This window comes from Halofilum ochraceum, assembly GCF_001614315.2.
In the GTDB taxonomy this organism is placed as follows: Bacteria; Pseudomonadota; Gammaproteobacteria; order XJ16; family Halofilaceae; genus Halofilum; species Halofilum ochraceum.
Genome location: NZ_LVEG02000001.1, coordinates 265709 through 289022, shown reverse-complemented (window position 1 = coordinate 289022; position 23314 = coordinate 265709). Strand labels below are relative to the sequence as shown.

Annotated in this window: 22 protein-coding genes and 1 other RNA gene; 4 read left to right on the top strand and 19 right to left on the bottom strand. The window is 67.3% G+C overall.

Annotated elements, in window-relative coordinates; translation table 11 throughout:
* Positions 1 to 114: 114 nt before the first annotated feature.
* The 13 genes from murC to rsmI all read right to left on the bottom strand — a co-directional run bounded on the left by murC (position 115) and on the right by rsmI (position 14149).
* Positions 115 to 1572, bottom strand: a complete 1458-nt coding sequence (gene murC / locus A0W70_RS01375; RefSeq protein WP_245675783.1) for a UDP-N-acetylmuramate--L-alanine ligase — start codon at positions 1570 to 1572, stop codon at positions 115 to 117.
* Positions 1569 to 2645, bottom strand: a complete 1077-nt coding sequence (gene murG, locus A0W70_RS01370) for an undecaprenyldiphospho-muramoylpentapeptide beta-N-acetylglucosaminyltransferase (protein ID WP_070987613.1) — start codon at positions 2643 to 2645, stop codon at positions 1569 to 1571. The genes murC and murG overlap by 4 nt, the downstream gene beginning before the upstream one ends.
* Positions 2642 to 3832: a putative lipid II flippase FtsW gene (gene ftsW, locus A0W70_RS01365; protein WP_070987611.1), complete on the bottom strand. Its 1191-nt coding sequence runs from the start codon at positions 3830 to 3832 to the stop codon at positions 2642 to 2644. The genes murG and ftsW overlap by 4 nt, the downstream gene beginning before the upstream one ends.
* Positions 3829 to 5181, bottom strand: a complete 1353-nt coding sequence (gene murD / locus A0W70_RS01360) for a UDP-N-acetylmuramoyl-L-alanine--D-glutamate ligase (RefSeq protein ID WP_070987609.1) — start codon at positions 5179 to 5181, stop codon at positions 3829 to 3831. The genes ftsW and murD overlap by 4 nt, the downstream gene beginning before the upstream one ends.
* The gene (mraY, locus tag A0W70_RS01355) at positions 5178 to 6260 is read right to left on the bottom strand and encodes a phospho-N-acetylmuramoyl-pentapeptide-transferase (RefSeq protein WP_070987607.1); all 1083 of its coding nucleotides are present in this window, start codon (positions 6258 to 6260) and stop codon (positions 5178 to 5180) included. The genes murD and mraY overlap by 4 nt, the downstream gene beginning before the upstream one ends.
* A complete protein-coding gene (locus A0W70_RS01350) occupies positions 6250 to 7605 on the bottom strand; it encodes a UDP-N-acetylmuramoyl-tripeptide--D-alanyl-D-alanine ligase (protein WP_070987605.1) in 1356 nt (451 codons plus the stop codon). Before A0W70_RS01350 ends, mraY begins: the two co-directional genes overlap by 11 nt.
* Positions 7602 to 9125 carry a UDP-N-acetylmuramoyl-L-alanyl-D-glutamate--2,6-diaminopimelate ligase gene (locus A0W70_RS01345; protein ID WP_070987603.1) on the bottom strand — a complete coding sequence of 508 codons (1524 nt, stop codon included), beginning with the start codon at positions 9123 to 9125 and terminating at the stop codon, positions 7602 to 7604. The genes A0W70_RS01350 and A0W70_RS01345 overlap by 4 nt, the downstream gene beginning before the upstream one ends.
* Positions 9122 to 10837 carry a peptidoglycan D,D-transpeptidase FtsI family protein gene (locus A0W70_RS01340; RefSeq protein WP_070987601.1) on the bottom strand — a complete coding sequence of 572 codons (1716 nt, stop codon included), beginning with the start codon at positions 10835 to 10837 and terminating at the stop codon, positions 9122 to 9124. The genes A0W70_RS01345 and A0W70_RS01340 overlap by 4 nt, the downstream gene beginning before the upstream one ends.
* A complete protein-coding gene (ftsL, locus tag A0W70_RS01335) occupies positions 10834 to 11106 on the bottom strand; it encodes a cell division protein FtsL (protein ID WP_070987599.1) in 273 nt (90 codons plus the stop codon). The genes A0W70_RS01340 and ftsL overlap by 4 nt, the downstream gene beginning before the upstream one ends.
* A complete protein-coding gene (gene rsmH, locus A0W70_RS01330) occupies positions 11103 to 12113 on the bottom strand; it encodes a 16S rRNA (cytosine(1402)-N(4))-methyltransferase RsmH (protein ID WP_139150655.1) in 1011 nt (336 codons plus the stop codon). Before rsmH ends, ftsL begins: the two co-directional genes overlap by 4 nt.
* On the bottom strand, positions 12061 to 12519 hold the full coding sequence (gene mraZ / locus A0W70_RS01325) for a division/cell wall cluster transcriptional repressor MraZ (RefSeq protein ID WP_070987596.1): 459 nt from the start codon (positions 12517 to 12519) through the stop codon (positions 12061 to 12063). The genes rsmH and mraZ overlap by 53 nt, the downstream gene beginning before the upstream one ends.
* Positions 12520 to 12779: 260 nt before the next feature.
* An RNA gene (rnpB, locus tag A0W70_RS01320) (RNase P RNA component class A) lies at positions 12780 to 13122 on the bottom strand.
* Between the two features lie 145 nt (positions 13123 to 13267).
* The gene (gene rsmI, locus A0W70_RS01315) at positions 13268 to 14149 is read right to left on the bottom strand and encodes a 16S rRNA (cytidine(1402)-2'-O)-methyltransferase (protein WP_070987592.1); all 882 of its coding nucleotides are present in this window, start codon (positions 14147 to 14149) and stop codon (positions 13268 to 13270) included.
* 279 nt (positions 14150 to 14428) lie between these two features.
* Here rsmI and A0W70_RS01310 point away from each other — a divergent pair, with 279 nt between their 5' ends.
* Genes A0W70_RS01310 through A0W70_RS01300 form a run of 3 tightly spaced genes read left to right on the top strand, consistent with a single transcriptional unit; the run spans position 14429 to position 17376 of the window.
* Positions 14429 to 16369, top strand: coding sequence for a penicillin-binding protein activator (locus A0W70_RS01310; protein ID WP_070987590.1), 1941 nt, complete (start codon positions 14429 to 14431; stop codon positions 16367 to 16369).
* Positions 16366 to 16743, top strand: a complete 378-nt coding sequence (locus A0W70_RS01305; protein ID WP_070987588.1) for a YraN family protein — start codon at positions 16366 to 16368, stop codon at positions 16741 to 16743. Before A0W70_RS01310 ends, A0W70_RS01305 begins: the two co-directional genes overlap by 4 nt.
* A 39-nt stretch (positions 16744 to 16782) precedes the next feature.
* The gene (locus tag A0W70_RS01300) at positions 16783 to 17376 is read left to right on the top strand and encodes a phosphoheptose isomerase (protein ID WP_070987586.1); all 594 of its coding nucleotides are present in this window, start codon (positions 16783 to 16785) and stop codon (positions 17374 to 17376) included.
* Here A0W70_RS01300 and A0W70_RS01295 read toward each other — a convergent pair.
* The 6 genes from A0W70_RS01295 to A0W70_RS01270 form a co-directional block, all read right to left on the bottom strand.
* On the bottom strand, positions 17369 to 17788 hold the full coding sequence (locus A0W70_RS01295; protein WP_070987584.1) for a ClpXP protease specificity-enhancing factor: 420 nt from the start codon (positions 17786 to 17788) through the stop codon (positions 17369 to 17371). The two genes, A0W70_RS01300 and A0W70_RS01295, sit on opposite strands and share 8 nt — an antisense overlap.
* 148 nt (positions 17789 to 17936) lie before the next feature.
* A complete protein-coding gene (locus tag A0W70_RS01290; protein WP_425402590.1) occupies positions 17937 to 18560 on the bottom strand; it encodes a glutathione S-transferase N-terminal domain-containing protein in 624 nt (207 codons plus the stop codon).
* 73 nt (positions 18561 to 18633) lie between these two features.
* Positions 18634 to 19389, bottom strand: coding sequence for a cytochrome c1 (locus tag A0W70_RS01285; protein WP_070987582.1), 756 nt, complete (start codon positions 19387 to 19389; stop codon positions 18634 to 18636).
* Positions 19389 to 20621 (bottom strand): cytochrome b, encoded by a 1233-nt coding sequence (locus A0W70_RS01280; protein ID WP_070987580.1) that lies wholly within the window; start codon positions 20619 to 20621, stop codon positions 19389 to 19391. Before A0W70_RS01280 ends, A0W70_RS01285 begins: the two co-directional genes overlap by 1 nt.
* 4 nt (positions 20622 to 20625) lie before the next feature.
* Positions 20626 to 21219 (bottom strand): ubiquinol-cytochrome c reductase iron-sulfur subunit, encoded by a 594-nt coding sequence (gene petA, locus A0W70_RS01275; RefSeq protein ID WP_070987578.1) that lies wholly within the window; start codon positions 21217 to 21219, stop codon positions 20626 to 20628.
* Positions 21220 to 21339: 120 nt separating this feature from the next.
* A complete protein-coding gene (locus A0W70_RS01270) occupies positions 21340 to 22098 on the bottom strand; it encodes a Nif3-like dinuclear metal center hexameric protein (RefSeq protein WP_070987576.1) in 759 nt (252 codons plus the stop codon).
* Positions 22099 to 22427: 329 nt separating this feature from the next.
* Between A0W70_RS01270 and A0W70_RS01265 the strand changes: the two genes are divergently transcribed.
* Positions 22428 to 23303, top strand: coding sequence for a glycine betaine ABC transporter substrate-binding protein (locus A0W70_RS01265; protein ID WP_070987575.1), 876 nt, complete (start codon positions 22428 to 22430; stop codon positions 23301 to 23303).
* The last annotated feature ends 11 nt before the right edge of the window (positions 23304 to 23314 follow it).

Below are 23314 nucleotides of genomic sequence, written 5' to 3'. Positions count from 1 at the left end.
TTCGGTAGAACGCCGGACGGGCCCGACTCACACCAGAGATCGTCTGGATACCGACCCCGAACGCCCGCGGACCTGCACTTGCACGGTTTTGATTCCATTCGTGTTCATTCGTGTTCATTCGTGGTTCCCTCCTTTCTCATCCACACCGAGGCTCTTCGGCAGTTCGCGAGCCACGGCGCCGATGTTGCCGGCGCCAAGGGTGAGCACGAGATCGCCCGGGGCGATCACGGCGCGCAGGGCGGCCGGCAGTTCGTGGATATCGGGGACCAGGACCGGATCGACACCGCCGCGGGCACGGATCGCCCGGCAGAGCGAGCGCGCGTCCGCACCGGCGATCGGGGTCTCGCCCGCGGCATAGACCTCGGCCACCAGCAGCACATCCGGGCCGGCAGCCAGGATGCGGGCGAAGTCATCGAACAGATCCCGCGTGCGGCTGTAACGATGGGGCTGGAACGCCACCACCAGGCGACGCTCCGGCCAGCTCGAGCGCACGGCCTCGAAGGTCGCCGCGAGTTCCGTCGGGTGGTGACCGTAATCGTCCACCAGCACGACCTCGCCGCCATCGAGCGCGACTTCGCCATTGCGCTGCAGACGGCGCCCGATGCCCTCGAAACCGGCCAGACCGGAACGGATCGCCTCCGGCGTGACGCCGAGTTCCCACGCGACGGCGATCGCCGCAAGCGCGTTGTGCACGTTGTGGCGACCCGGCAGGTTCAGGGTGATGTCATCGATCGCGTCCCCCTCGGGGAGTCGCACATCGAACCGCGTGCGCGGGCCATCGGCGCGCACATTACGCGCCATCACATCGGCGTCGGTCTCGATCCCGTAACTGAGCACGGGGCGCGTGATGCGCGGCAGCAGGGCGCGCACGTTGGCGTCGTCGTTGCAGACGACGGCCAGGCCATAAAACGGCAGGTGGTGCAGGAACTCGGCGAAGGTATCGCTGAGCCGTCCGAAGTCGCCCTCGTAGGTCTCGAGATGATCGGCATCGATATTGGTGACGACCGCGATCACGGGCTGGAGGTACAGGAACGACGCGTCGCTCTCGTCCGCCTCCGCCACCAGATAATCGCCGGTGCCCAGGCGCGCGTTGCTCGCGGAGCGATTCAGCTGCCCACCGATCACGTAGGTCGGATCGAGACCGCCCTCGGCGAGCAGGCTCGCGACCAGGCTCGTCGTCGTGGTCTTGCCGTGCGTACCGGCGACGGCGATGCCGTGGCGGAATCGCATCAGCTCCGCGAGCATCTCGGCGCGCGGGATCACCGGGATACGGTGGTCGCGGGCGGCGACCAGTTCCGGATTGCCGGCCGGGATAGCGGCGGAGGCGACCACCACATCCGCCAGCGCGACCCGGTCGGGATCGTGCCCGAGCTGGATATCGGCACCGAGGCCACGCAGGCGCTCGATCAGGGCATTCTCCTGTCGATCCGACCCGCTCACCGTGTAGCCGAGATTGAGCAGCACTTCGGCGATGCCGCCCATGCCCACGCCGCCGATCCCCACGAAATGGATCCGGCGGATCCGGCGCATGGTGGCCGGCGGCGTCGGTTGCAGGTGCGTGTCGCCGCTCATCGCGCCACCTCCTCGACGATATCGGCGACCGTACGGGCCGCATCGGGACGCGCCAGTGCACGCGCACGCTCCGCACGGTCGGCCAGCGTCGCCCGGTCGCCCAGCAGGGTCGTGAGTTCGCGCGTGAGCCGCTCGACATCGAGCTCCCGCTCCTGCACGACGACCGCCGCACCGGCGTCGGCCAGCCAGCGGGCATTCACGGTCTGGTGATCGTCGACCGCATGCGGATACGGGACGAGCAGCGCGCCGACACCGGCGGCCGCCAGTTCCCAGACGCTCATGGCACCGGCGCGGCCGATGACCAGGTCGGCCGCGCCGTACGCGCTGGCCATGTCCTCGATGAAGGGCGTGATCTCGGCGTCGACCCCGGCGGCGGCATACGCGTCGCGGGCCGCTTCGATATGGCGTGCCCCGCACTGGTGATGCACCGCCGGGCGCGCGGCAGCGGGCAGCTGCGCCAGCGCCTGCGGCAGGCGTTCGTTCAGGGCCCGCGCGCCCTGGCTGCCGCCGAGCACCAGCAGCCGCAATGCGCCGGTCCGCCCGGCGAACCGGTCGGCGGGCGCCGGCAGGGCGGCAATGTCCGCACGCACCGGATTGCCCGTGTGGACCGCGGCCCGGCTCGTCGGGAACGTACCCGGCATCGCCTCGAGCACGCGCCGGGCGAACCGCGCGAGGATCCGATTGGTCAAACCGGCGACCGCATTCTGCTCGTGAACGACCAGCGGCACCCGCGCGAGCGGGGCGACCAGCCCGCCGGGTCCGGCCACGAATCCACCCATGCCCAGCAGCGCACGGGGCCGCCGCCGGCGTAACACACGCCATGCCTGCCAGCATGCATGCGCGAGCGCGAACGGCGCGCGCAGGCGGGTGGCCAGGCCCTTGCCACGGACGCCGCCGACATCGAGCCATTCCATGTCGATGCCGGCCGCCGGCACCAACCGCGCTTCCAGACCCGCGCGGGTACCGAGCCATACCACGGGCACGGAACGCGCACGCAGCTCGTGCGCCACGGCGAGCGCCGGGAAAACGTGGCCGCCGGTGCCGCCGGCCGCGATGAGCACGGGCCCCATCATCGTTTCCCTCCGCGCCGTTTGGCCTGGCGCTGCACCGCGGCGACCTCGTACTGGACCCGCAGCAACAGGCCGATCGCGGCACACATCGTCAGCGTGCTGGAACCGCCATAGCTCATCAGCGGCAGGGTCAGGCCCTTGGTGGGCAACAGACCCATGTTCACGCCGATATTGATGAACGCCTGCAGCGCGATCCAGACCCCGAGACCGCTCGCCAGGTAGCCGGCAAAGGCCATGGAGGCGCGGTGCGCGCGCCCGGCAATATCGAAGGCGCGCCCGACCAGCACGAAGTACAGGACGATGACCGCGAGCACGCCCAGCAGCCCCATTTCCTCGGCGAAGATCGCGAACAGGAAATCGGTGTGGGCCTCCGGCAGGTAGAACAGCTTCTGCACGCTGGCGCCGAGTCCGACACCGGTCCATGCACCGCTGCCGATCGCGATCAGCGACTGGGTCAGCTGGAAACCGCTGTTGAATGGATCCGCCCAGGGATCGAGGAAGGCGCTGATCCGCTCCATCCGGTAAGGCGACGAGAATGCCAGCGCCACCAGACCGGCGGTCGCGGTCCCCACCAGGAGGGCAAACCGGGCGAGTGGCACGCCCCCCAGAAACAGGATGGTCAGCGCGCAGGCAACCAGCACGACGGCGGCGCCGAAATCCGGCTCCAGCAGCAGCAGAACCGCCGCCAGCGCGACCAGGGCGAGCGGACTCAGGAAACCGCCCCAGCTCGACTGCACGGCCGTCGACCGGCGAACGACAAAGTCGGACAGGTAGACGATCATCGCCAGTTTGGCAGCCTCCGAGACCTGGAAGCCGATTGCGCCCAGTTCGAGCCAGCGGGTACTGCCGTTGACGGTCCGTCCGAACCCCGGCACCAGAACGAGCGCCAGCAGGACGAGGCTGAGCACCAGCAGCGGGCGCGCGAGCTGCTGCCAGCGCGCCAGCGGCAACTGCACCATCACCCATGCGGTGACAAGGCCGGCGCCTGCGAACACCGCCTGTTTGACAAGGAAGTGCCACGGATCACCAAACTCGCGCGCCGCGACGGTGATCGAGGCGGAGGCGACCATGACCAGTCCCAGCGCAAGCAACACACCCGCGCTCACCAGCAGGACCGGATCGAGCTCGTCCGGGCGCACGAGCCACCGCTGTGTCGTGCGGCCATTTGCGCTTGCGGCGACGGCCGTCATGCAGCCCCCCGCTTACGGACCGCGGCGACGAACACCTCACCGCGCTCATGGTAATCACGGAACATGTCGAAGCTGGCACAGGCCGGCGACAGCAGGACCGCGTCGCCGGGCCGAGCGAGTTCGGCCGCGCGCGTGACGGCGGCGTCCAGATCGGCCGCGCGCTCGATCGGCACGGCGCCTTCCAGCACCGATTCCAGCAACGGCGCATCACGGCCGATCAGGATCACGGCGCGGGCGCGGCGCTCGACCGCCCCGCGCAGCGGTGAAAAATCGGCGTCTTTCGCATCGCCACCCGCGATCAGGACCACCGGGCGATCCATTCCATCAAGGGCCGCCGTCGTCGCGCCGACATTGGTGCCCTTCGAATCGTCGTACCAGCGAACGCCATCGAGTTCCGCCACGAGGCGGGTGCGATGCGGCAGGCCTTCGAAATCGGCCAGTGCCGGCGCCACGGCGGCCGGGTCGACGCCCACCGCAGTCACGAGCGCGAGCGCGGACAGGGCGTTCGCACGGTTATGGGCACCGGCCAGGGGCAGCCGCCCGGCCTCCAGCAACGGCGCGTTGCCGCGAGCGAGCCAGAGCGCCCCTTGGCGCTCAATCACGCCGAAATCGTCATCGGTCGGCTCACCGGCCGTAAATCCGATCCGGGTAGCGACGCGGCTCGCGAGTCGGGCGGCACCGGGATCGTCGCGGTTGACCACCGCCGCATGGCTCCCGTTATAGATCCGGCCTTTCGCCGCCGCGTATTCGGCCAGCGAACGGTAGCGGTCCATGTGATCGGCGCTGACATTGAGCACGGTCGCCGCCGCGGCCTGCAGACTGAACGTCGTCTCGAGCTGGAAACTCGAGAGCTCGAGCACGTAGAAGTCGGGCGCCTCGGCGCCATCCGCGAGCAGGTCCAGAGCCGGCGGACCGAGATTGCCGCCCACCCGGACCCGGTACCCCGCCGCTTCCAGCAGCGTGCCGACCATCGTCGTCACCGTGCTCTTGCCATTCGAGCCCGTAATGGCGATCACCGGCGCGTCCGCCGCGCGCGCGAACAGCTCGATATCGCCGATGCATTCGACACCCGCCTGGGCCGCGGCCGCGATCGCCGGTTCGTGCGGCGACACCCCCGGGCTCATCACGATGCGCCGGGCCCGCGCGAAGCGGCGGCTGTCGAACGCCCCGAGACTGATCCGCACATCCGGCCAGCGGGCCTGGAATTCGGCCAGGCCCGGCGGATCCGCGCGATTATCGACTACTTCGAACGGCTCGCCCGCACGCTCGAAGAAGCGCGCGCACGACAGCCCGGTCGCGCCGAGGCCGACGATCAGTACGGGTTCCGGTTTGCGGGTCGCGGCAGTCATCGGATCTTCAGCGTTGCAAGGCCGACCAGGACAAGAATCACGGTCACGATCCAGAAGCGCACGATTACGCGCGGTTCCGGCCAGCCGCTGAGTTCAAAGTGGTGATGCAGCGGCGCCATGCGGAATACGCGGCGCCCCGTCAGCTTGTAGCTGGCCACCTGGACGATCACCGAAAGCGTTTCGACCACGAATACGCCGCCCATGATCACGAGGACCAGCTCGTGGCGCGCGATCACCGCCAGCAGGCCGAGCGCGGCGCCAAGCGACAATGAACCGACATCGCCCATGAACACCTGGGCGGGATAGGTGTTGAACCAGAGGAACCCGAGCCCGGCGCCGACCATCGTGCCGGCGAACACCACCAGTTCTCCCACGCCCGGCACATAGGGGATCTGCAGATAGGCCGAGAATTCGGTGTGGCCGGCGGCGTACACGATCACGCCGAGCGCGCCGGCGACCATGACCGTCGGCAGGATCGCCAGTCCGTCGAGCCCATCCGTCAGATTGACCGCGTTGCTGCTGCCCACGACGACGAAATACACGAACGGGACGAACGCGATCCCCATCGGGATGGCGATATCCTTGAAGAACGGCACGATCAGTTCGGTTTCCGCCGGAATCTGGGCCGCCCCATACAGATAGACGGCTACCGCGAGTGCAATTACTGACTGGGCGGTGTATTTGAGCGCCGCCGGCAGCCCCTTCGAGTTGCCGTAGCGGAGCTTGCGCCAATCGTCGATACCCCCGACCAGGCCGAACGCGAGCGTGGTCAGCAGCACGACCCAGACGCGATGATTGGCCAGGTCACACCAGGCCAGCGTGCCGAGCGCCATCGACACGAGGATCAGTACGCCGCCCATGGTCGGCGTACCGGTTTTCGTCATATGCGTCTGCGGGCCATCGCTGCGCACGTACTGGCCAACCTTCGCCACCGTGAGGAAACGGATCACGAGCGGCCCGACCAGCAGCGCCAGCACGAGTGCGGTCAACACGCCCAGAATCGCCCGCAGCGTGAGATAGCGGAATACGTCGAAGCCGGAGTGATACTGCGCCAGCCACTCGGTCAGCTCATACAGCATGACTGCCCTCCTCCGCCCCTTCGCCGAGCGCGGCGACGAGGCGTTCGAGGCGATTGCTGCGCGAGCCTTTCACCAGCAGCGCGGTGTCGGCATCCAGCATTTCCCGCAACGAGGCCGCCAGCGTATCGAGGTCGTCGACCGGCTCGGCCCCGGACCCGAAGGCCTGACAGGTCACTTCCCGGCTCGGCCCGAAAGCCCAGAGCCGTTCGATCCCGGCCGCCCGGGCCCGCTGGCCGAGCGTGCGGTGGGCCGACTCGGTCTCGTCGCCGAGTTCGCCCATCTCGCCAACCACGGCCCAGCGCCGCGGGGCGGCCTCCGCAAGCACCGCGAAAGCCGCGGCGAAGGAGCCCGGATTGGCGTTGTAGCTGTCGTCGAAGAGCGTGCTCCCGCGCGGGCCGGTGCACCGGCGCAGACGGCCGCCGATCGCCGCCACCGCGGCCAGTCCGGCCACGATGGCATCGGTATCGATGCCGGCCGCGTGCGCGGCGGCGGCTGCCGCCGCGGCATTCGTCCGGTTGTGGGCGCCCGGCAACGGACACTCGATCCGCTCGACGCGGTCGCCGATGGCGAGTTCGAACGGGTCCTCGTTCACGATCCGGACGTCCGCGTCCGCGGCACGGCCAAAAGTCAGACGGCGGCGCTCACCGGCGAAACCGCGCCAGAGATCCACCCACGGCTCATCCGCCGCGATGACGGCGATCGCATGCTCCGGCAACGCCTTGAAGAGTTCGCCCTTGGCATGGGCCACGCCCTCGATCGATCCGAAACCCTCGAGGTGGGCGGCCGCTGCGTTGGTCACCAGACCGACATCCGGCACCACCAAACGGGTCAGATAATCGATCTCACCGGGATGGTTCGCCCCCATCTCGAACACGGCGGCGCCCTGCGAGGCGTCCAGTTCGCAGAGCATGATGGGCACGCCGATATCGTTATTCAGATTGCCGCGCGTCGCGAAGGCTTCACCACGCTGACGCAGGATCGCCGCGATGCACTCCTTGACCGTGGTCTTGCCGTTGCTCCCGGTAAGGGCGATCACGGGGGCCCCGAAGCGCGTGCGCCAGGCATGGCCAAGCTGTCCCAGCGCCCGGCGCGCGTCGTCCACCACGAGGCAAGGGAAATCGTCCGGCGGATCGCGTTCGATGATCGCCGCCGAAGCGCCGCGTGCGATCGCATCGTCGAGGAACTCGCGGCCGTCGAATCGCGGCCCCGACAGGGCCACGAAGAGATTGCCCGGCTCAAGCGAACGGCTGTCGGTGGATATCCCCCGGAATGCGGCACGGGCGGCCCCTCGCGTGAGCCGCCCGCCGATCCACTCGGCCACTTTGCCCAGATCCGCGGCGATCATGAAACCACCCCGCCGGTCAGACCGAGTTGACGCCGTGCGGCCTCGCGGTCGCTCCAGGCGAGCGTTTCGTCGCCCCGGATCTGGACCGACTCATGGCCCTTGCCGGCAAGCAGGATCACATCCGCGGGATCGGCCTCGCGCAGCGCCAACGCCAGCGCACGCTCGCGGTCACGCTCTACGGTCACGGCCTGATCGGCGGGCAGCCCGGCGAGGATCTCGGCGACAATCGCGTCCGGATCCTCATGGCGCGGGTTGTCGTCCGTGACGACGATCCGATCGGCGCCAGCGGCCGCGGCAGCCGCCATGAGCGGCCGTTTGCCCTTGTCGCGGTCGCCACCGGCGCCGAAGATGCACCAGATTCGACCACTGAAATGCTCACGCAAGGCCGCCAGCGCCGCCGCCAGGGAACCGGCGTTGTGCGCATAATCGACCACTACGGTGGCGCGTCCGGCCGTCTGGAACGCCTCCATGCGACCGGCGACCGGCTGCACCTGCCGGAGCCGGCGCGCGATCTCATCGGGACCGTAACCAAGGGCCACCAGCGCCCCGCACGCGGCCAGCACGTTGTCGATATTGAAACCGCCGATCAGCGGCACGCTGACGGGGACCACCGTGTCCGCCAGCACCAGTTCAAAGCGCAGCCCTCCCGGCTCCGCGACCACGTTGTTCACGTACACATCACCGCGCGAGCGCCCCCACGTAACCGCGCGCACCGAGGGATCGAGATCCTCGCGGAGCGCCCGACCGAAGCGGTCATCGCCGTTGAGGACCGCGGCCTTGAGGCCCGGCCACGCGAACAGGCGCGCCTTCGCGGCGGCATAGGCCGCTTCGTCGGCGTGATAATCCAGATGATCGCGGCCCAGTTGGGTCAGCACGGCCACATCGATGCGGGTCCCGTCGAGGCGATACTGGGCCAGTCCGTGTGAGGACGCTTCCAGTGCCACTCGGCGCGCGCCGTCGTCGACGAGTGCGGCCAGTGCAGCCTGCACGCCGATGGCGTCGGGCGTCGTCAGCCCGGCGTCCGTGGTCTGGCCACTGCGCCCGCGACCGAGTGTTCCGAGCACGGCTGCAGGCGCATCGGGTTCATCGAGCATGGCCGCGATGAAATGCGACACCGAGGTCTTGCCATCGGTGCCGGTGACCGCGATCACCGCCTCCAGCGCTTCGGCCGGCTCCAGCCAGAAGCGGGCCGCGATCGTCCCGAGTTGCCGCGCGAGCGCCGAGACGCCGACCGCCGGGACGCCCGCGGTCCGGCAGCGCTCAGCAGACGCATCGGTCCAGCGCGGGTCATCGGCGTCGAACAACACGGCGCCCGCCCCCGCGCGCAATGCCGCGTCGAGGAAATCGAGCCCATGCGTCCGCGTGCCGGCCAGCGCGACAAAACCGGCACCCGGCGTGACGCGCCTGCTGTCCAGGGTCAGATCGGTGACCGTGGTGTCGGCGATGCCCGCACCTCCGGTCAGACCGGCGCAAAGCGCCGTCAGGGCGCGCGGATCGGTGGCGAGAGCGGCGGCCATCATGAGTCGCCTCCACGCCGCGCGAGCATGGGGCTGGCGCCGCCATCCGGGTGGATATCGAGAAGCCGCAACGCCCCGGCCATCACCTGGCCGAATACCGGTGCCGCGACCTGGCCACCGTAGTGCTTCTCGCCCTGGGGCTCGTCGAGCACGACCACGGCCGCCAGGCGCGGATCGCTTGCCGGCGCGAAACCGGCGAACAGGGCGCGATAGCGATCGCGGGCGTAGCCGTCGGCGGACACCTTGTGAACGGTCCCGGTCTTGCCCGCGACGCGGTAACCGGAGATCGACGCGCGTTGCCCGGTACCGGCATCGACGACGGACTGCAGCATGCCCTGGAGTTCGCGCGCCGTCTGCGGACTCAGCACGCGCCGGCGTTCGTCGGCAACGGCGTCGCGACCCGGCACGGCCCGGAAATGGACCGGCGGGAGCACCCCATCGGCGGCGATCGCCGCGTACGCCCGCGTCAACTGTAACGGCGTTACCGACAGACCGTAGCCGAACGACATCGTCGCCTGCTCCACCGGCCCCCATGATCGGGCCGGCATCAGCTTGCCGCTCGCCTCACCGGGAAAGCCGCTGCCGGTATCCGTGCCCAGCCCGAACCGCGCGTAGGTGCGCCACAGCGTCTCGGGCTCGAGGGACATGGCGATGCGGGTCGCACCGACGTTGCTCGACATGCGGATCACGCCACTGACATCGAGCTCGCCGAGGTTTTTGTAGTCGGAGATGCTGTGGCCGCTGACGCGCAGAGTCCCCGGCGCGGTCTGGATACGGGTGTCAGGATCGAACCGGCCAGTCTCGAGGGCGGCGGCGATGGTCAGGGCCTTCATGGTCGAGCCGGGCTCGAACACGTCGGTAACGGCCCGGTTCCGCACACTGGCGCCCGACCGGTCACCGGAAGGATTGGGATTGAACGCGGGCTGGTTGACCATCGCCAGCACTTCACCGGTGTGGACGTCGAGCATCACGAGTGAGCCGGCCTTGGCGCCGGAACGGGAGACCGCCGCTTTGAGTTCACGGTACGCGAGATACTGCAGGCGGCGATCGAGACTGACCCGCAGATCCCGGCCGTGTTCGGCGGGGCGCAGGAGTTCAAGGTCCTCGATCACATGGCCGAGCCGATCCTGGACGACGCGTTTACGACCCGGGCGGCCGGACAGCCAGTCATCGTACGCCAGTTCGAGACCTTCCTGGCCACGATCATCCACGTCTGTGAAACCGAGCACATGTCCGGAAACCTCGCCGGTCGGGTAGTAGCGTTCATACTCGCGGCGGCGCCCTACGCCAGGCACGTCGAGTTCGGCGACCGCTTCCGCCCGCTCGGGGCGCATGTGGCGCCGCAGCCAGACGAATTCGCGGTCGGCCCTCGCGCCGACCCGCTCGGCGAGTACCTGTACCGGCATATCCAGGGCGGTCGCCAGCGCCCCCCAGCGGTCGCGGTGCTCCAACAAGGGCGCCGGGTCGGCCCACACCGACCACACCGGCGTGCTGATGGCGAGCGGCTCGCCGTTGCGGTCGACCAGCATCCCGCGGTGGGCGGGAACCGGGACCGTACGCACATGGCGCACGTCGCCCTGTCCCTGCAGGAAATCCCGGCGCACGACCTGCAGATCGAACGCCCGGATGACCAGCACGACACCGGCGAGCACACAGGCAGCCGTGACGACGTGGCGCCGCCAGTTGGATGCCGTATTGGCCGCTGTGCGTTTCATTGCAGAACCACGATCTCCTCGCGCTCAAAATCGGGCAGCCGCATACCGAGCTGCTCCCGCGCCAGGCGCTCGATGCGCCCGTGTGTCGCCCAGGTGCTCTGCTCCAGCTCGAGCCGCCCCCACTGGGTATCCAGTTCCGCCTGCTCCTGCTCGAGGCGCTGCAGTTCCACGAACAGCGCGCGCGACTGATGCTGGCTGTAGACGACGGCGAGCGCGCTCGCCGTCACGCCCAGCGTCAGCCCCAGCGCGATGGCGTGTTGGCCGTTCATGCCGGCCGCTCCGCGATTCGCAGGCGGGCGCTCCGAGCGCGCGGATTGCGCCGAGCTTCCTCATCCCCGGGTGTGACCGGCTTCCCGACCGGGCGCAGCCGCACTTCCGGCCGTTCGGTCTCGATCGGCGGCAGGCGACCGCGGCTATCGCGCACAGCCGCCGGCCGCTCGCCCGCGGCCGAGCGGATGAAGCGTTTCACCCGGCGATCCTCGAGTGAGTGGAAACTGATCACGGCGAGCCGCCCGCCAGGGGCCAGCAGGTCCGGCGCCGCCTCGAGGGCCGCGTCGAGCGCTTCGAGCTCGGCATTGACGGCCATGCGGATGGCCTGGAAGGTTCGGGTAGCCGGGTGCTTGTCACGCTCCCGGCGCGGCACGGCCGCATCGACAATCGCGGCGAGCCGGGCAGTGGTCTCGATCGGCTGTTCAACCCGGGCGGCCTCGATCGCCCGCGCGATCCGGCGCGCGAACCGTTCTTCACCGAGCGTCCGGATGATCTGCTCAAGCTCGCCCACCTCTACCCGGGCCAGCCACTCGGCCGCCGTTTCACCGGCGGTCGTGTCCATGCGCATGTCGAGTGGACCGTCGTGGCGGAAACTGAACCCCCGCTCGGGCCGGTCCAGTTGCGGAGACGACACGCCCAGATCCAGCAGGATCCCGTCGTAGCCGTTGGCCGGCGCATTGTTGCCTGCGATCGCGCGCAGCATGGCGAAATCTCCCTGCGCTACCCGAAACCGCGGATCATCACCGAATCGGTCCGCGGCGGCGGTGACCGCATCCGGATCGCGATCCACCGCCAGCAATCGACCCTCCCTGCCGAGGCGCTCGAGGATCGCGGCGGCATGACCGCCGCGTCCGAACGTCGCGTCGACGTACGCCCCTTCCGGACGTATCGCCAACCCGGTCAGTACTTCCTCCAGGAGTACCGGCCGGTGATCGGATGGCTCCGCCACCCGGTCAGATCGACAGGGACTCGAGCGCTTCCGGCAGCTCGAGCCCCTCCTCGTCATCGTCGGCGGCCAGCCAGGCCGCGCGACGCTCATTCCAGGTCTGCTCGTCCCAGAGCTCGAATTTGTTGCCCTGACCGATCAACACGACCCGCCGATCGATGCCGGCGAACTCGCGCAGCGGCCCCGGCACGAGAATCCGGCCCTGACCGTCGAATTCGCATTCCGTCGCGTGGCCGATCAACAGGCGCTGCAGGCGCCGGGCCTGCTTGTTGAGACTGGGCAGGCGCACGAGTTCGCGCTCGATCGCCTCCCATTCGCGCATCGGGTACAGCAGCAGGCAGCCGTCACGGTCCACCGTGATGACGACGCGACCATCCGACTCGGCCTGGAGGCGCTCGCGATAGCGCGCAGGGACCGCCATGCGGCCCTTGGTATCCAGACTGAGATTGGTGACGCCTCGAAACACTGTCGGTCCTCGCCACGGGGAACCACGATTACCCACTATTCCCCACTAGAAGACACTATAGGTAGCGCCAAAACCACCTGTCAAGCTGAAACCGACTTTGTGGAATACCGAAAGTCCAGCAGCGACAGGGACTTACGAAATACGGTGGGAGTGGACCGGCAGTTGCGCCCAAGGAATCATGAAGTTGCGAACGCAACCTGATGCCCGACATGAAAGCGGCGGCATCCCGAGGGAATGCCGCCGCCTGATCGATCCGAAAAAGATGGAGTCGGCCATAAGCCGGGTTCTGTCGTGGGCAGCCATCCATCTCGGGCGGGCGTCACCGCCCGCCTCAAGCAGCCTACCCGGGAACCACGCGGGCCACGTGAGCGTTCCCCTATTTGGCCTTGCTCCGGGTGGGGTTTGCCGTGCCGTCGATGTTGCCACCGACGCGGTGCGCTCTTACCGCACCCTTTCACCCTTACCATTCCGAAGAATGGCGGTCTGCTCTCTGCTGCACTTTCCGTCGGCTCACGCCGCCCAGGCGTTACCTGGCACCCTGCCCTGTGGAGCCCGGACTTTCCTCCCCCGCCCAAGGGCGGGAGCGGCTGCCTGGCCGACTCCGGGGATGAATATACTGCGTTCGGGCGACCCTACGCCAGAGGCACGGCCCGCTAGCGCCCCGATCGCGCGGCGACGCGTACGGGCCCGTACGGTTTCGGGTGGTACAAAGTGGGGCGACGCGTGGGGGATCGTGGACCCGACGCCTTCAATCGCCCTCATCGCCCCCGCTTTGGTGGGCCAACGCCGCCCGGTACGCATCGCGACGCTTGATTCCGGTCAGGCGGGCGGCCACCGCCGCCGCTCGCGCCGGCGGCAATTCCGGCAGGAGGGCATCCAGTGCATCCGCAAGCGTGATGCCGGCGGACCCGGCCGGCGCCTCGCTGGCCCCCGCGACCACGAGGGCGATTTCGCCACGGCGCTGATTCGGATCGGCATCGACCCATGCCGCCAGATCGCCCAGTGTGGCCCGATACACCGTTTCGTAGGCTTTCGTGAGCTCCCGCGCCAGGGTCGCCGGCCGCTGCGCCCCGAATACCGCCGACAGATCCGCCAGCGCCGCCCCGATTCGATGCGAGGACTCGTACAGCACGAGGGTCCGCTCCTCGCGCGCGAGCGTCTTCAGTCGCTCCCGACGCGCACTCGCGCGGGACGGCAGGAACCCCTCGAACACGAACCGATCGGTCGGCTGGCCGGCGGCCGACAATGCCGCGATTACCGCCGAGGCCCCGGGGATCGGTACCACGCGGCAATCCGCCTCATGCGCAGCCACCACAAAGCGATAACCTGGATCGCTGACACCGGGTGTACCCGCGTCGCTGACCAGCGCGATCGACGCACCCGCCTGTAGGCGGGCGACGAGGCTCGGAACCCGCGCCTGCTCGTTGTGCTCATGCAGTGACACGAGCTCGGCCCGGCTATCAAAGGTGGCCAGCAGACGCCCCGTGTGCCGGGTATCCTCTGCCGCGATGACATCCGCGGTCGCCAGTAAGGTCCTGGCGCGCTCGCTCAGGTCGGCCAGATTGCCGATCGGCGTGGCGACGACATACAGGATTCCATGGGTGGATTCGGAGGGCGGGGACGTGGACATGGCGCGACTGTGCCCATGCGCCGCGATGGAAACAAGTCGCGGCCGCGCGCCGCCCAGCACACCGCCGTTGACAGGCGACTGAGCGCTCACGATACTGCCACCGCGCCGCCCGGCCCCGCGAGCGCCCCTGCGCCATCGCCACCGGCAGTCCCTGGCCATCCGGCCAACTGTCCCGGCACGGCGCATCGCGGCCCCGTTACCGGGGGGCCGCATAAGGACCCTGCCGCGCGACGAGGTTCGCGCGCTGCGATCGGCACGCCCACACCTGTGGAAACCACCATGCGGTTCAAAGCGCTTCGCGCCGTCACAATCCCGGCTCTGCTGCTCGTCCTGATCGCCGGCTGCGCGACCCGCCCTCCGGCGGGGCCGTCGGCCGAGGAACAGGCTGTTGAACAGGCCCAGGCCGAGGCCCGCGACCTGCTCGATGCGGGCAAGCCCCTGGCTGCCGTGCGGATCTATCGCGACCTGGCCGACGAGGCCGAGCCCGAGCAGGCCCAGCGCTGGCGGCTGCAGATCGTCGAGGCTCTGTTCGACGCGGGCTTTCCCGAACTGGCGCTCGAGTGGCAACGCGAACTCGATGCCCGGACGGTCCCCCCGGAACTCGAGACCCGCAAAGCGATCGTCGACGCCCGCGGGGCGATCGTGCAGCGCCAGGGCGTGCGCGCCCTGCGGCTGCTGCCGCCGGTCACCGAGGACATGGACGACGAATTGCGGGCGCGCATCCTCGCGGTACGGGCGGATGCCTACGGCATCACCGGACAACCGGGGCGGGCGCTGGCCATCCGCATCGAGCGCGAAGAACTGCTCTCCGCGGATGACGCCATCGACGCGAACCACGAGGCGATCTGGTCCCTGCTCCAGGGACTGCCGGCCGACCGCCTGCGAGAGCTGGGCGCAGAAGAGGATGCGCCCGTGCTCAACGGCTGGGCGGAACTCGCGCTTGCCGTCCAGCGTGCCCGTATGGGCGAAAAACCGGTGCCGACGGTGCTCGATGCCTGGCGCGAGGACTACGCCGGTCACCCGGCAAGCGCCCGGTTTGTGGCCACCCTTCGTGATCGAGTAACCGAGGAGATGACCTGGCCCCGGCGTATGGCCCTGCTGGTTCCGCTCAGCGGTCGGCTGGCCAATGCCGGTCAGGCGATCCGCGATGGCCTCATGGCGGCGTACTATGACCAGCCCGACTATGTCGAGCGTCCACGGATCGCGGTCTATGACACCGGCTCCGAAGGCCCTGGCGTAACGGCCGCCTACGAGCGCGCGGTCGACGCCGGCGCCGAGTTCGTGATCGGTCCGCTGTCCAAGGACGCGGTCGCGGAGCTCGCCGGGCGCGGGCCACTGGAAACACCGATCCTGAGCCTCAATTACCTGCCGGACAACGCCGAAAAGCGGCCTCAGGATCTCTACCAGTTCGGCCTGCTGCCCGAAGACGAAGCGCGCGAGGCCGCGGATGCCGCCATCCAGAACGATCACTTCAACGCGGTCACGCTCGTTCCGGCGGGCAACTGGGGTGGGCGCATGATCGATGGCTTCCGCTCACGCTACGAAACCATGGGCGGCGTCATCGTCGAGAGCTCGCGCTATAACAGCGAGGCCAGTGATTACGGACGTTCGATTCAGGCCCTGCTGAATCTCGACAGCAGCTACGCGCGTGAACGCCGGCTGCAGAACACCATCGGCAGGGACGTGCGGTTCGAGCCCCGACGCCGACAGGATATCGAGGTGATCTTCATGGCGGCCATGCCCCGCCAGGCGCGCCTGCTCGAGCCGCAGCTCGAGTTCCATCGAGCCGGCGATCTACCAGTCTACGCCACGTCGCACGTTTTCTCGGGCGTACCGGATCCGGACTCCGACTGGGATCTCAATGGCCTGTTCTTCACGGACCTGCCGTGGATTCTCGACAATCTCGACGATCCGGACCCGCTCTACCGGTCGGTCACCGAGCACTGGCCTGGGTCGCGCGGGCAGTATCCAAGGCTCTACGCCCTGGGCATCGATGCATTCGCCGTACTGCCACACCTGGGGCGCCTTGGCGAAAACGACCGGGCCGTTCTGAACGGACGCACCGGTCGGCTCACACTCGACGCCGAGCAGCGTATCCACAGGCAACCGCGCTGGGCGACTTTCATCAAGGGGCGCCCGGTTCCGGTCAATCGACCCGAAGCGACCCCGGAAGAGGAAGAACTCGGCGAGGACATCCGGACGCGGGCCGGCGATTCGTGAGCCCCCGCGCGACCTCGCGCGCCGCGGTGGGCGAGGCCGCGGAAAACCTCGCCCGACAGCGCCTCGAGGCGGCGGGCCTGAGGCTCCGGCATGCGAATTTCCGCGCCCGGCGTGGTGAAATCGATCTCGTCATGGAGGCCCGGGACGGTCAGATCATATTCGTCGAGGTCCGCTATCGCTCGCGGCGCGATTACGGCGGCGGTGTCGCCAGCGTCGACGCCCGCAAACGCCAGCGGCTGATCCATGCCGCCCGCGCCTACCTCCACTGTCACGGACTGGACCAGCGACCCGCGCGTTTCGATGTGGTGGCGGTCGACGGCTACGACCGGATCCAATGGATCGAAGCGGCATTCGACGCGGATAGCGCGGGCTGATTACCTGAACCGACCGAGCAACAGAAAACTGGACTGAAGATGGACCCCGTTGAACGCGTAGACAATCTCTTCGAAGCCAGCATCGAGACCAAGCGCACGGCGCGAGAACAGTTGCCCGCTACGATCGTTGCCGCGGGCGAGGCCATCACGCGATGCCTGCTCGGGGACGGCAAGCTCCTCGGTTGCGGGAATGGCGGTTCCGCCGGGGACGCGATGCATATCGCGGCGGAGCTCGTGAATCGGTTCGAACTCGAGCGCCCCGCGCTGCCGGCGATCGCGCTGACGGCCGATACGCCAACGATGACGGCCATCGCCAACGATTACGATTACACGCAGGTGTTCGCGCGCCAGATTCAGGCGTTGGGGTCCGAGGGCGATGTCCTGCTTGCGATCACGACCAGCGGGCGTTCCGCCAGTATCGTCGCCGCCGTCAACGCTGCACACGACCGCGGCCTCAACGTAATCGCCCTGTCCGGCAAGGATGGCGGCGATGTGGCGGCCCTGCTCGGACCGTCCGATGTCGAGATCCGCGTACCGTCCGACTCCACCGCACGTATCCAGGAGGTCCACCTGCTGGTAATCCACTGCCTGTGCGATATGGTCGATCGGCAGCTGTTCGGCGGGACTACTTGATCACCCTCAGGTTCGGTTTCTTCGCCGCCCCGGAATCGCTCGACTCCTGCGGCTGTTCGTCGGCGGGCGCGGCTTCGGTGTCCGGGGCCTCGGCATCACTGCCATCGTCCTCGGTGAAGAGCATGCCCTGCCCGTTCTCCCGGGCATAAATCGCCAATACGGCAGGAATCGGCGCGATGACCGACATCGGGCGCCCACCGAAGCGGGCGTCGAACGTCACCGCCTCGTCGCCCAGTTCGATACCGTGAGCGGCCGCCGGCCCGACGTTCAGAACGATTTTGTCATTCTCGACATAATCCATCGGAACCTGAACGCCAGGTGCCCAGGCATTCACGAGCAGATGCGGGGTGCAGTCGTTGTCGACGATCCACTGGTAGATCGCCCGAAGGAGATAGGGTCGACTGGAGTTCATGGGCCGGCTCCGCGTAATGCTGGCCACCCATGATACGCGCCCGGCCCCCGATCCGGCCAGCACCAGGGGCTCGCAGTGCAGCGAATCCGGGCCGGGCGGCCACGTATCCGTGCCGGGAGGTCCGACTGGAATGTGCCGCCAGGCCGTCTCAGCGCAGGGTACGTTCCGCTTCGCTGAGGCTGCGGCGGAATCCCTCACGCGCAAAGATCCGCTCCGCGTAGGCCTCTACTGCGCTGGCCTGCTTGGGCAGTTTCACCCCCCAATGCGGGAGCCGCCAGAGGATCGGGGCGATCCACGCATCGGCCATACTGAACTCCTCGCTGAGGAAAAACGGCCGGGCGGCGAAGACATCCGCGGCCGCACTGATGCTGTCCCGCAAGGCGGTCCGCGCCTTGTCGCGGCGCGATTTCTCACCGGTCTCCAGATCATCCAGCAGCGTGTACCAGTCGGTTTCCACGCGATAGAGCGCCAGTCGCGCGTGGGCCCGGGAGACGGGATCGACCGGCATCATGGGCGGATGCGGGAATCGCTCATCCAGATACTCGACAATCACGCGCGAGTCATACAGCGCGAGATCCCGGTCGACCAGGGTCGGCAGCGATCCATACGGATTCAGATCGTACAGATCCTCGGCCGGCTGACCGCCGTCGATCTGCTGGATCACGGCCTGTATGTCCTTTTCGGCCAGAACGATGCGTGCACGATGGCTGAAGACCGAATCGGGCGAAGAAAACAGCGTCATTACGCTGCGGTGCGTTACCGTCATGCGGATTTTCCGACTCGAAGACGCGAATGTGGTATCGCCCGGCGGACCCATCGGGTCGCGCCGGGGGATTGCGGTGCTGTCAGTGGACGTCCTTCCAGTATTCCTTCTTCAGGACATAGGCGAAGCCGAGGAAGACCAGCAGGAAGAGGATGACCCAGCCGCCAATCGCGGTGCGGTCCATCCGGGCCGGCTCGCCGAGGTAGACCATGAAGTTCACGAGATCGTTCATGGCGCGATCGAATTCTTCCGGCGACATGGACCCTTTCTGGACCAGCTCGAACGACTCGATGTGCTTTTCGCCATCAGAGTCTTCCGTGTAAACCGGACGCTGGAATCCCTGCAGTTCCCACATCACGTGCGGCATCGACGCGCCGGCGAGCACGGCGTTGTTCACGCCGGTCGGCGACGATTCGTCGACATAGAATGTCTGCAGGTAATTGTAGATCCAGCCGGGTCCGCGCTCCCTGGCGGTCAGCGTCAGATCCGGCGGCGCCTTGCCGAAGACGTCCGAACCATATTCCTTGCTCATGGCGTTCTTCATCAGGGTACCGACCTGATCCTTCTTGCCGCTTTCGTCGGTGGTCCAGATCAGATTCGCTTCGACCACATCCGCCGGGATATCCAGATCCTCGGAGACATGCATCCACCGATGGTACTTCGCGGTGTGGCAGCCCATGCAGTAGTTCACGAACAACTGCGCGCCACGCTGCAACGATGCCTCGTTATCGAGGTTGACGTTCGGTTGCTCCCAGTAGGCGCCCTGCGCGCCGCCGCCGGCGGCGAATCCACTCAGTGGGAACAGGACCGCCGCGATCAGTGCGATTCGCTTGATCATCAGTGCGTCACCCTTTCCGGCACGGGCTTGGTCTTCTCGAAACGGCTCACCAGATACAGACCGAGGAAAAACCCGAAATACGCCGCGGTCAGTATCTGTGCAATCAGCGTCTTGACCGGGCTGGGCGCCTGCGTCCCGAGATAGCCCAGGCCGAACAGGGCGACGACGAACATCCCCAGCAGCAGCTTGTGCCAGATGGAACGATAGCGTGTCGACTTGACCGGGTTGTTGTCGGTGCGATCCAGCCAGGGCAGGAAGAACAGCAACACGATCGACAGCCCCATCGCGATCACGCCCGGGAATGCCGAGCCGTACATCGACGGCACGGATCGCAGAATCGAGTAGAACGGCGTGAAATACCATACCGGCGCGATGTGCGCGGGCGTGCTCAGCGGGTCCGCGGGCTTGAAGTTCGGCGGCTCAATGAAATACCCGCCCATCGTCGGCATGTAGAAGACGATCAGGAAGAAGACGATGAAAAACACCGCCACACCAACCAGATCCTTGACCGTGTAGTAGGGGTGGAACGGGATGCCGTCTTTCGGCTTGCCGTCCGCATCCTTGTTCTTCTTGATGTCCACGCCATCCGGATTATTCGAGCCGACCTCGTGCAGCGCGAGGATATGCGCGACGACCAGCGCCAGCAGGATCAGGGGCATCGCGATCACGTGCAGCGCGAAGAAACGGTTCAGCGTCGCGCCGGAAATCACGTAATCGCCACGAATCCACTGTGCGAGATCCGGGCCGATCCACGGAATCGTGGAGAACAGCGAAATGATGACCTGCGCGCCCCAGTAGGACATCTGGCCCCAGGGCAGGAGGTAACCCATGAAGGCCTCACCCATGAGCACGAGCAGGATCAGTACGCCGAAGATCCAGATCAGTTCGCGCGGCTTCTTGTACGACCCGTACAAGAGCGCGCGGAACATGTGCAGATAGACGACAACGAAGAACATCGATGCGCCGGTGGAGTGCATGTACCGGATCAACCAGCCCCACTCGACATCGCGCATGATGTACTCGACGGAGGCGAAGGCCTGCTCCGCCGACGGCTGATAGTGCATCGTGAGGAAGATCCCCGTCACGATCTGCAATACCAGCACGAGCAACGCGAGCGAACCGAAGTAGTACCAGAAGTTGAAGTTCTTCGGTGCGTAATACTCGGTGAGATGCTCCCGCATCATTTTCGTGAGCGGGAAGCGGTCATCCACCCAGGCCAGAACCTTGCCCATCCCCTTAGCCCCTCTCGTCGTCGCCGATCAGCAGAACATTCTCGCTGACGTACATATGCGGCGGAACCGGCATGTTCTTCGGCGCCGGCTGACCCGCGTAGACCCGCCCGGAGATATCGTACTTCGAGCCGTGACAGGGGCAGAAGAAACCGCCCAGCCAGTCGGAACCCAGTTCGCCACCCGCATCCGGGAAGTAGCTCGGAGAGCACCCGAGGTGGGTGCAGACGCCTTCCATGACCAGCACGTCACGGCGGTCCTGGCGCGCGCGCTCCGGATTTTCGCAGTATGGCGGCTGGTCAGAGCCGCTGGAGTCGGGATCCGCGAGCTGCGGCTCCAGTTTCGCGAGCGTCTCCAGCATACGGTCGGTTCGGCGGACGACCCAGACCGGTTTCCCCCGCCACTCGTAGGTGACCTTCTGCCCGGGTTCCAGTCTGCTGATATCGGCCTCGACGGGGGCCCCCGCCGCCTGCGCACGCGCGCTGACCGACATGGAATTTACGAACGGCACGATCCCCGCCAGCAGGCCGGCACCGCCGACCACGGTCGTGGCGCCGGTCAGGAAGCGGCGGCGCGTGGGATCCATCTCATCCGAGGCCATCGAATGTCTCCCGGGGGTCAGTGTTCTGGTGTTGGTTACGCCAGCGCGCGGCGCATACGCACGCACGATGGCTCAAAGGGCGCGAGGATACCATAGCCCCCCGGACCTGTGGAGCGCCGCTCATACCGGGTTATCGATATCGACGAAGCGGTGCTCCAGGCCGAAACGCTCGGCCAGATGGCCCCCCAACGCCTGAACACCGTAGCGCTCGGTGGCATGGTGACCGGCGGCAAAGAAATGGATTCCGCGCTCCCGCGCGGTGTGCGCGGTGCGCTCGGACACTTCCCCGGTAATGAACGCATCGACCCCACGCGCGACCGCGTCGTCGATAAAATCCTGCCCTGCACCGGTGCACCACGCGGCCGTTTCGATGGCGCCACCATCGGGCCCCAGATGCAGCGGGGCACGCCCGAGACGCTCGCCGATCCGCTCGCCGAATGCCCGGGCTTCGACCGGCTCATCCAGACGCCCGAACCACAACAGATCCGGAACCCCGCCGGCCGACTGCTGGCCGGCGACCGTGATCCCGAGCAGCCGCGCGAGCTCGGCATTGTTGCCATACGCGCGGTGGATATCGAGCGGCAGATGGTACGCGAGCAGGCTGAAACCGGCCTCGAGGACCGTACGCACGCGTCGGAGCTTCATGCCGGTCAGTTGTGGCGGTTCGTTCTTCCAGAACCAGCCGTGATGCACGAGCAGCGCGTCGGCCTCCCACTCACGGGCGGTTTCGAGCAGCGCCTGGCAGGCGGTTACACCGGTCATCAGGCGTACGGTTTCGGACCGGCCCGCAACCTGCAGGCCGTTCGGGCTGTAGTCACGCAGCGCGTTGACCTCCAGCAGACTGTTCGCATAGTCGACCAGCGTTCCCGTCTCGGCCATACCCTCCCCCGGTTCGGCCCGCTCCCGCGCGAACTCTATTGCACAAGTGTACATGGCGCACCCCGTCCGGCGAACCCTGGCGGCCCGCCGGGAGCGGGACGCGGGCGCTCGCCCAGTGGCTTGAGGGGCCGTCGCGCGCGTTTCCACATCCCGCCGCCTGGCATCAAGTGCGGCATGGGCTTTATGCTGTACTCGACAGTGACACGCTCATGTCCCTCCCCATCGCGTTCGGCGCGGGGGAGCGGCGCCGGTAAGACGGTGCCGTCATACGCACACCGGATCCGATTCCGGTGACCACTCGCAAAAGCAGAAACCATGGGAGATTCACCATGAAACGCTTTGCAGCAATTGGAGTGGCTGTCGCCGTAGGCCTTTCGGCTTTCGGGACGGCCCATGCCGAAGACAATGACGTCGTCGAGATCGGTTATTTCAACTGGTCGGACGCCCTGTTCACCTCTCACGTGGCCGAATACATCGTCACCGAGAAGATGGGCCATGAGGTCGAGATGACCAAGGCCGATCCGGCCGCCGTATATCAGGCGGTTGCTTCCGGCGACCTCGATTTCCACACGGACGCCTGGCTGCCCGACACGCACTCGGACTACTTCGACCGGACGGCCGGCAAGGTGGTCAACCTCGGGCCGGTCTACAGCCGTGCCAGTCTCGGCTGGGTGGTCCCGGACTATGTGTCGAAGGACAAGCTGAGCTCCATCGAGGACCTCAAGAACGAGGACGTGATGGAGATGCTCGACGGCAAGATCATCGGCATCGGCCCGGGCGCCGGTCTCACGCGACTGTCGAAGAAAGCGATGGACGAGTATGGCCTGAAGGACATGGGCTATAACCTCGTTATCTCCTCCGGCAGCGGCATGACGGCCGCGCTCAAGCGCGCGATCAACAACGAAGAGCCGATCGTCGTCACCGGCTGGAAGCCGCACTGGAAATTCGGGCGCTGGGATCTGCGCTACATCGACGATCCCAAGGGCACGCTCGGCAGCATCGAGCGCGCCGACATCGTTGCCCGTACCGGTTTCTATCGCGAATTCCCCGACGTTTTCGAGATGCTCGACCGCATGACCATCCCGCTGGACCAGGTCCAGAAGGGCATGGACAAGGGTGAGCAGACCGACTACGAGCAGGCGGCCGAGTGGTACGTCAAGAACCATCCGAAGCTGGTGAACTACTGGGTCACCGGCGAGATGTAAGACGCACCTGC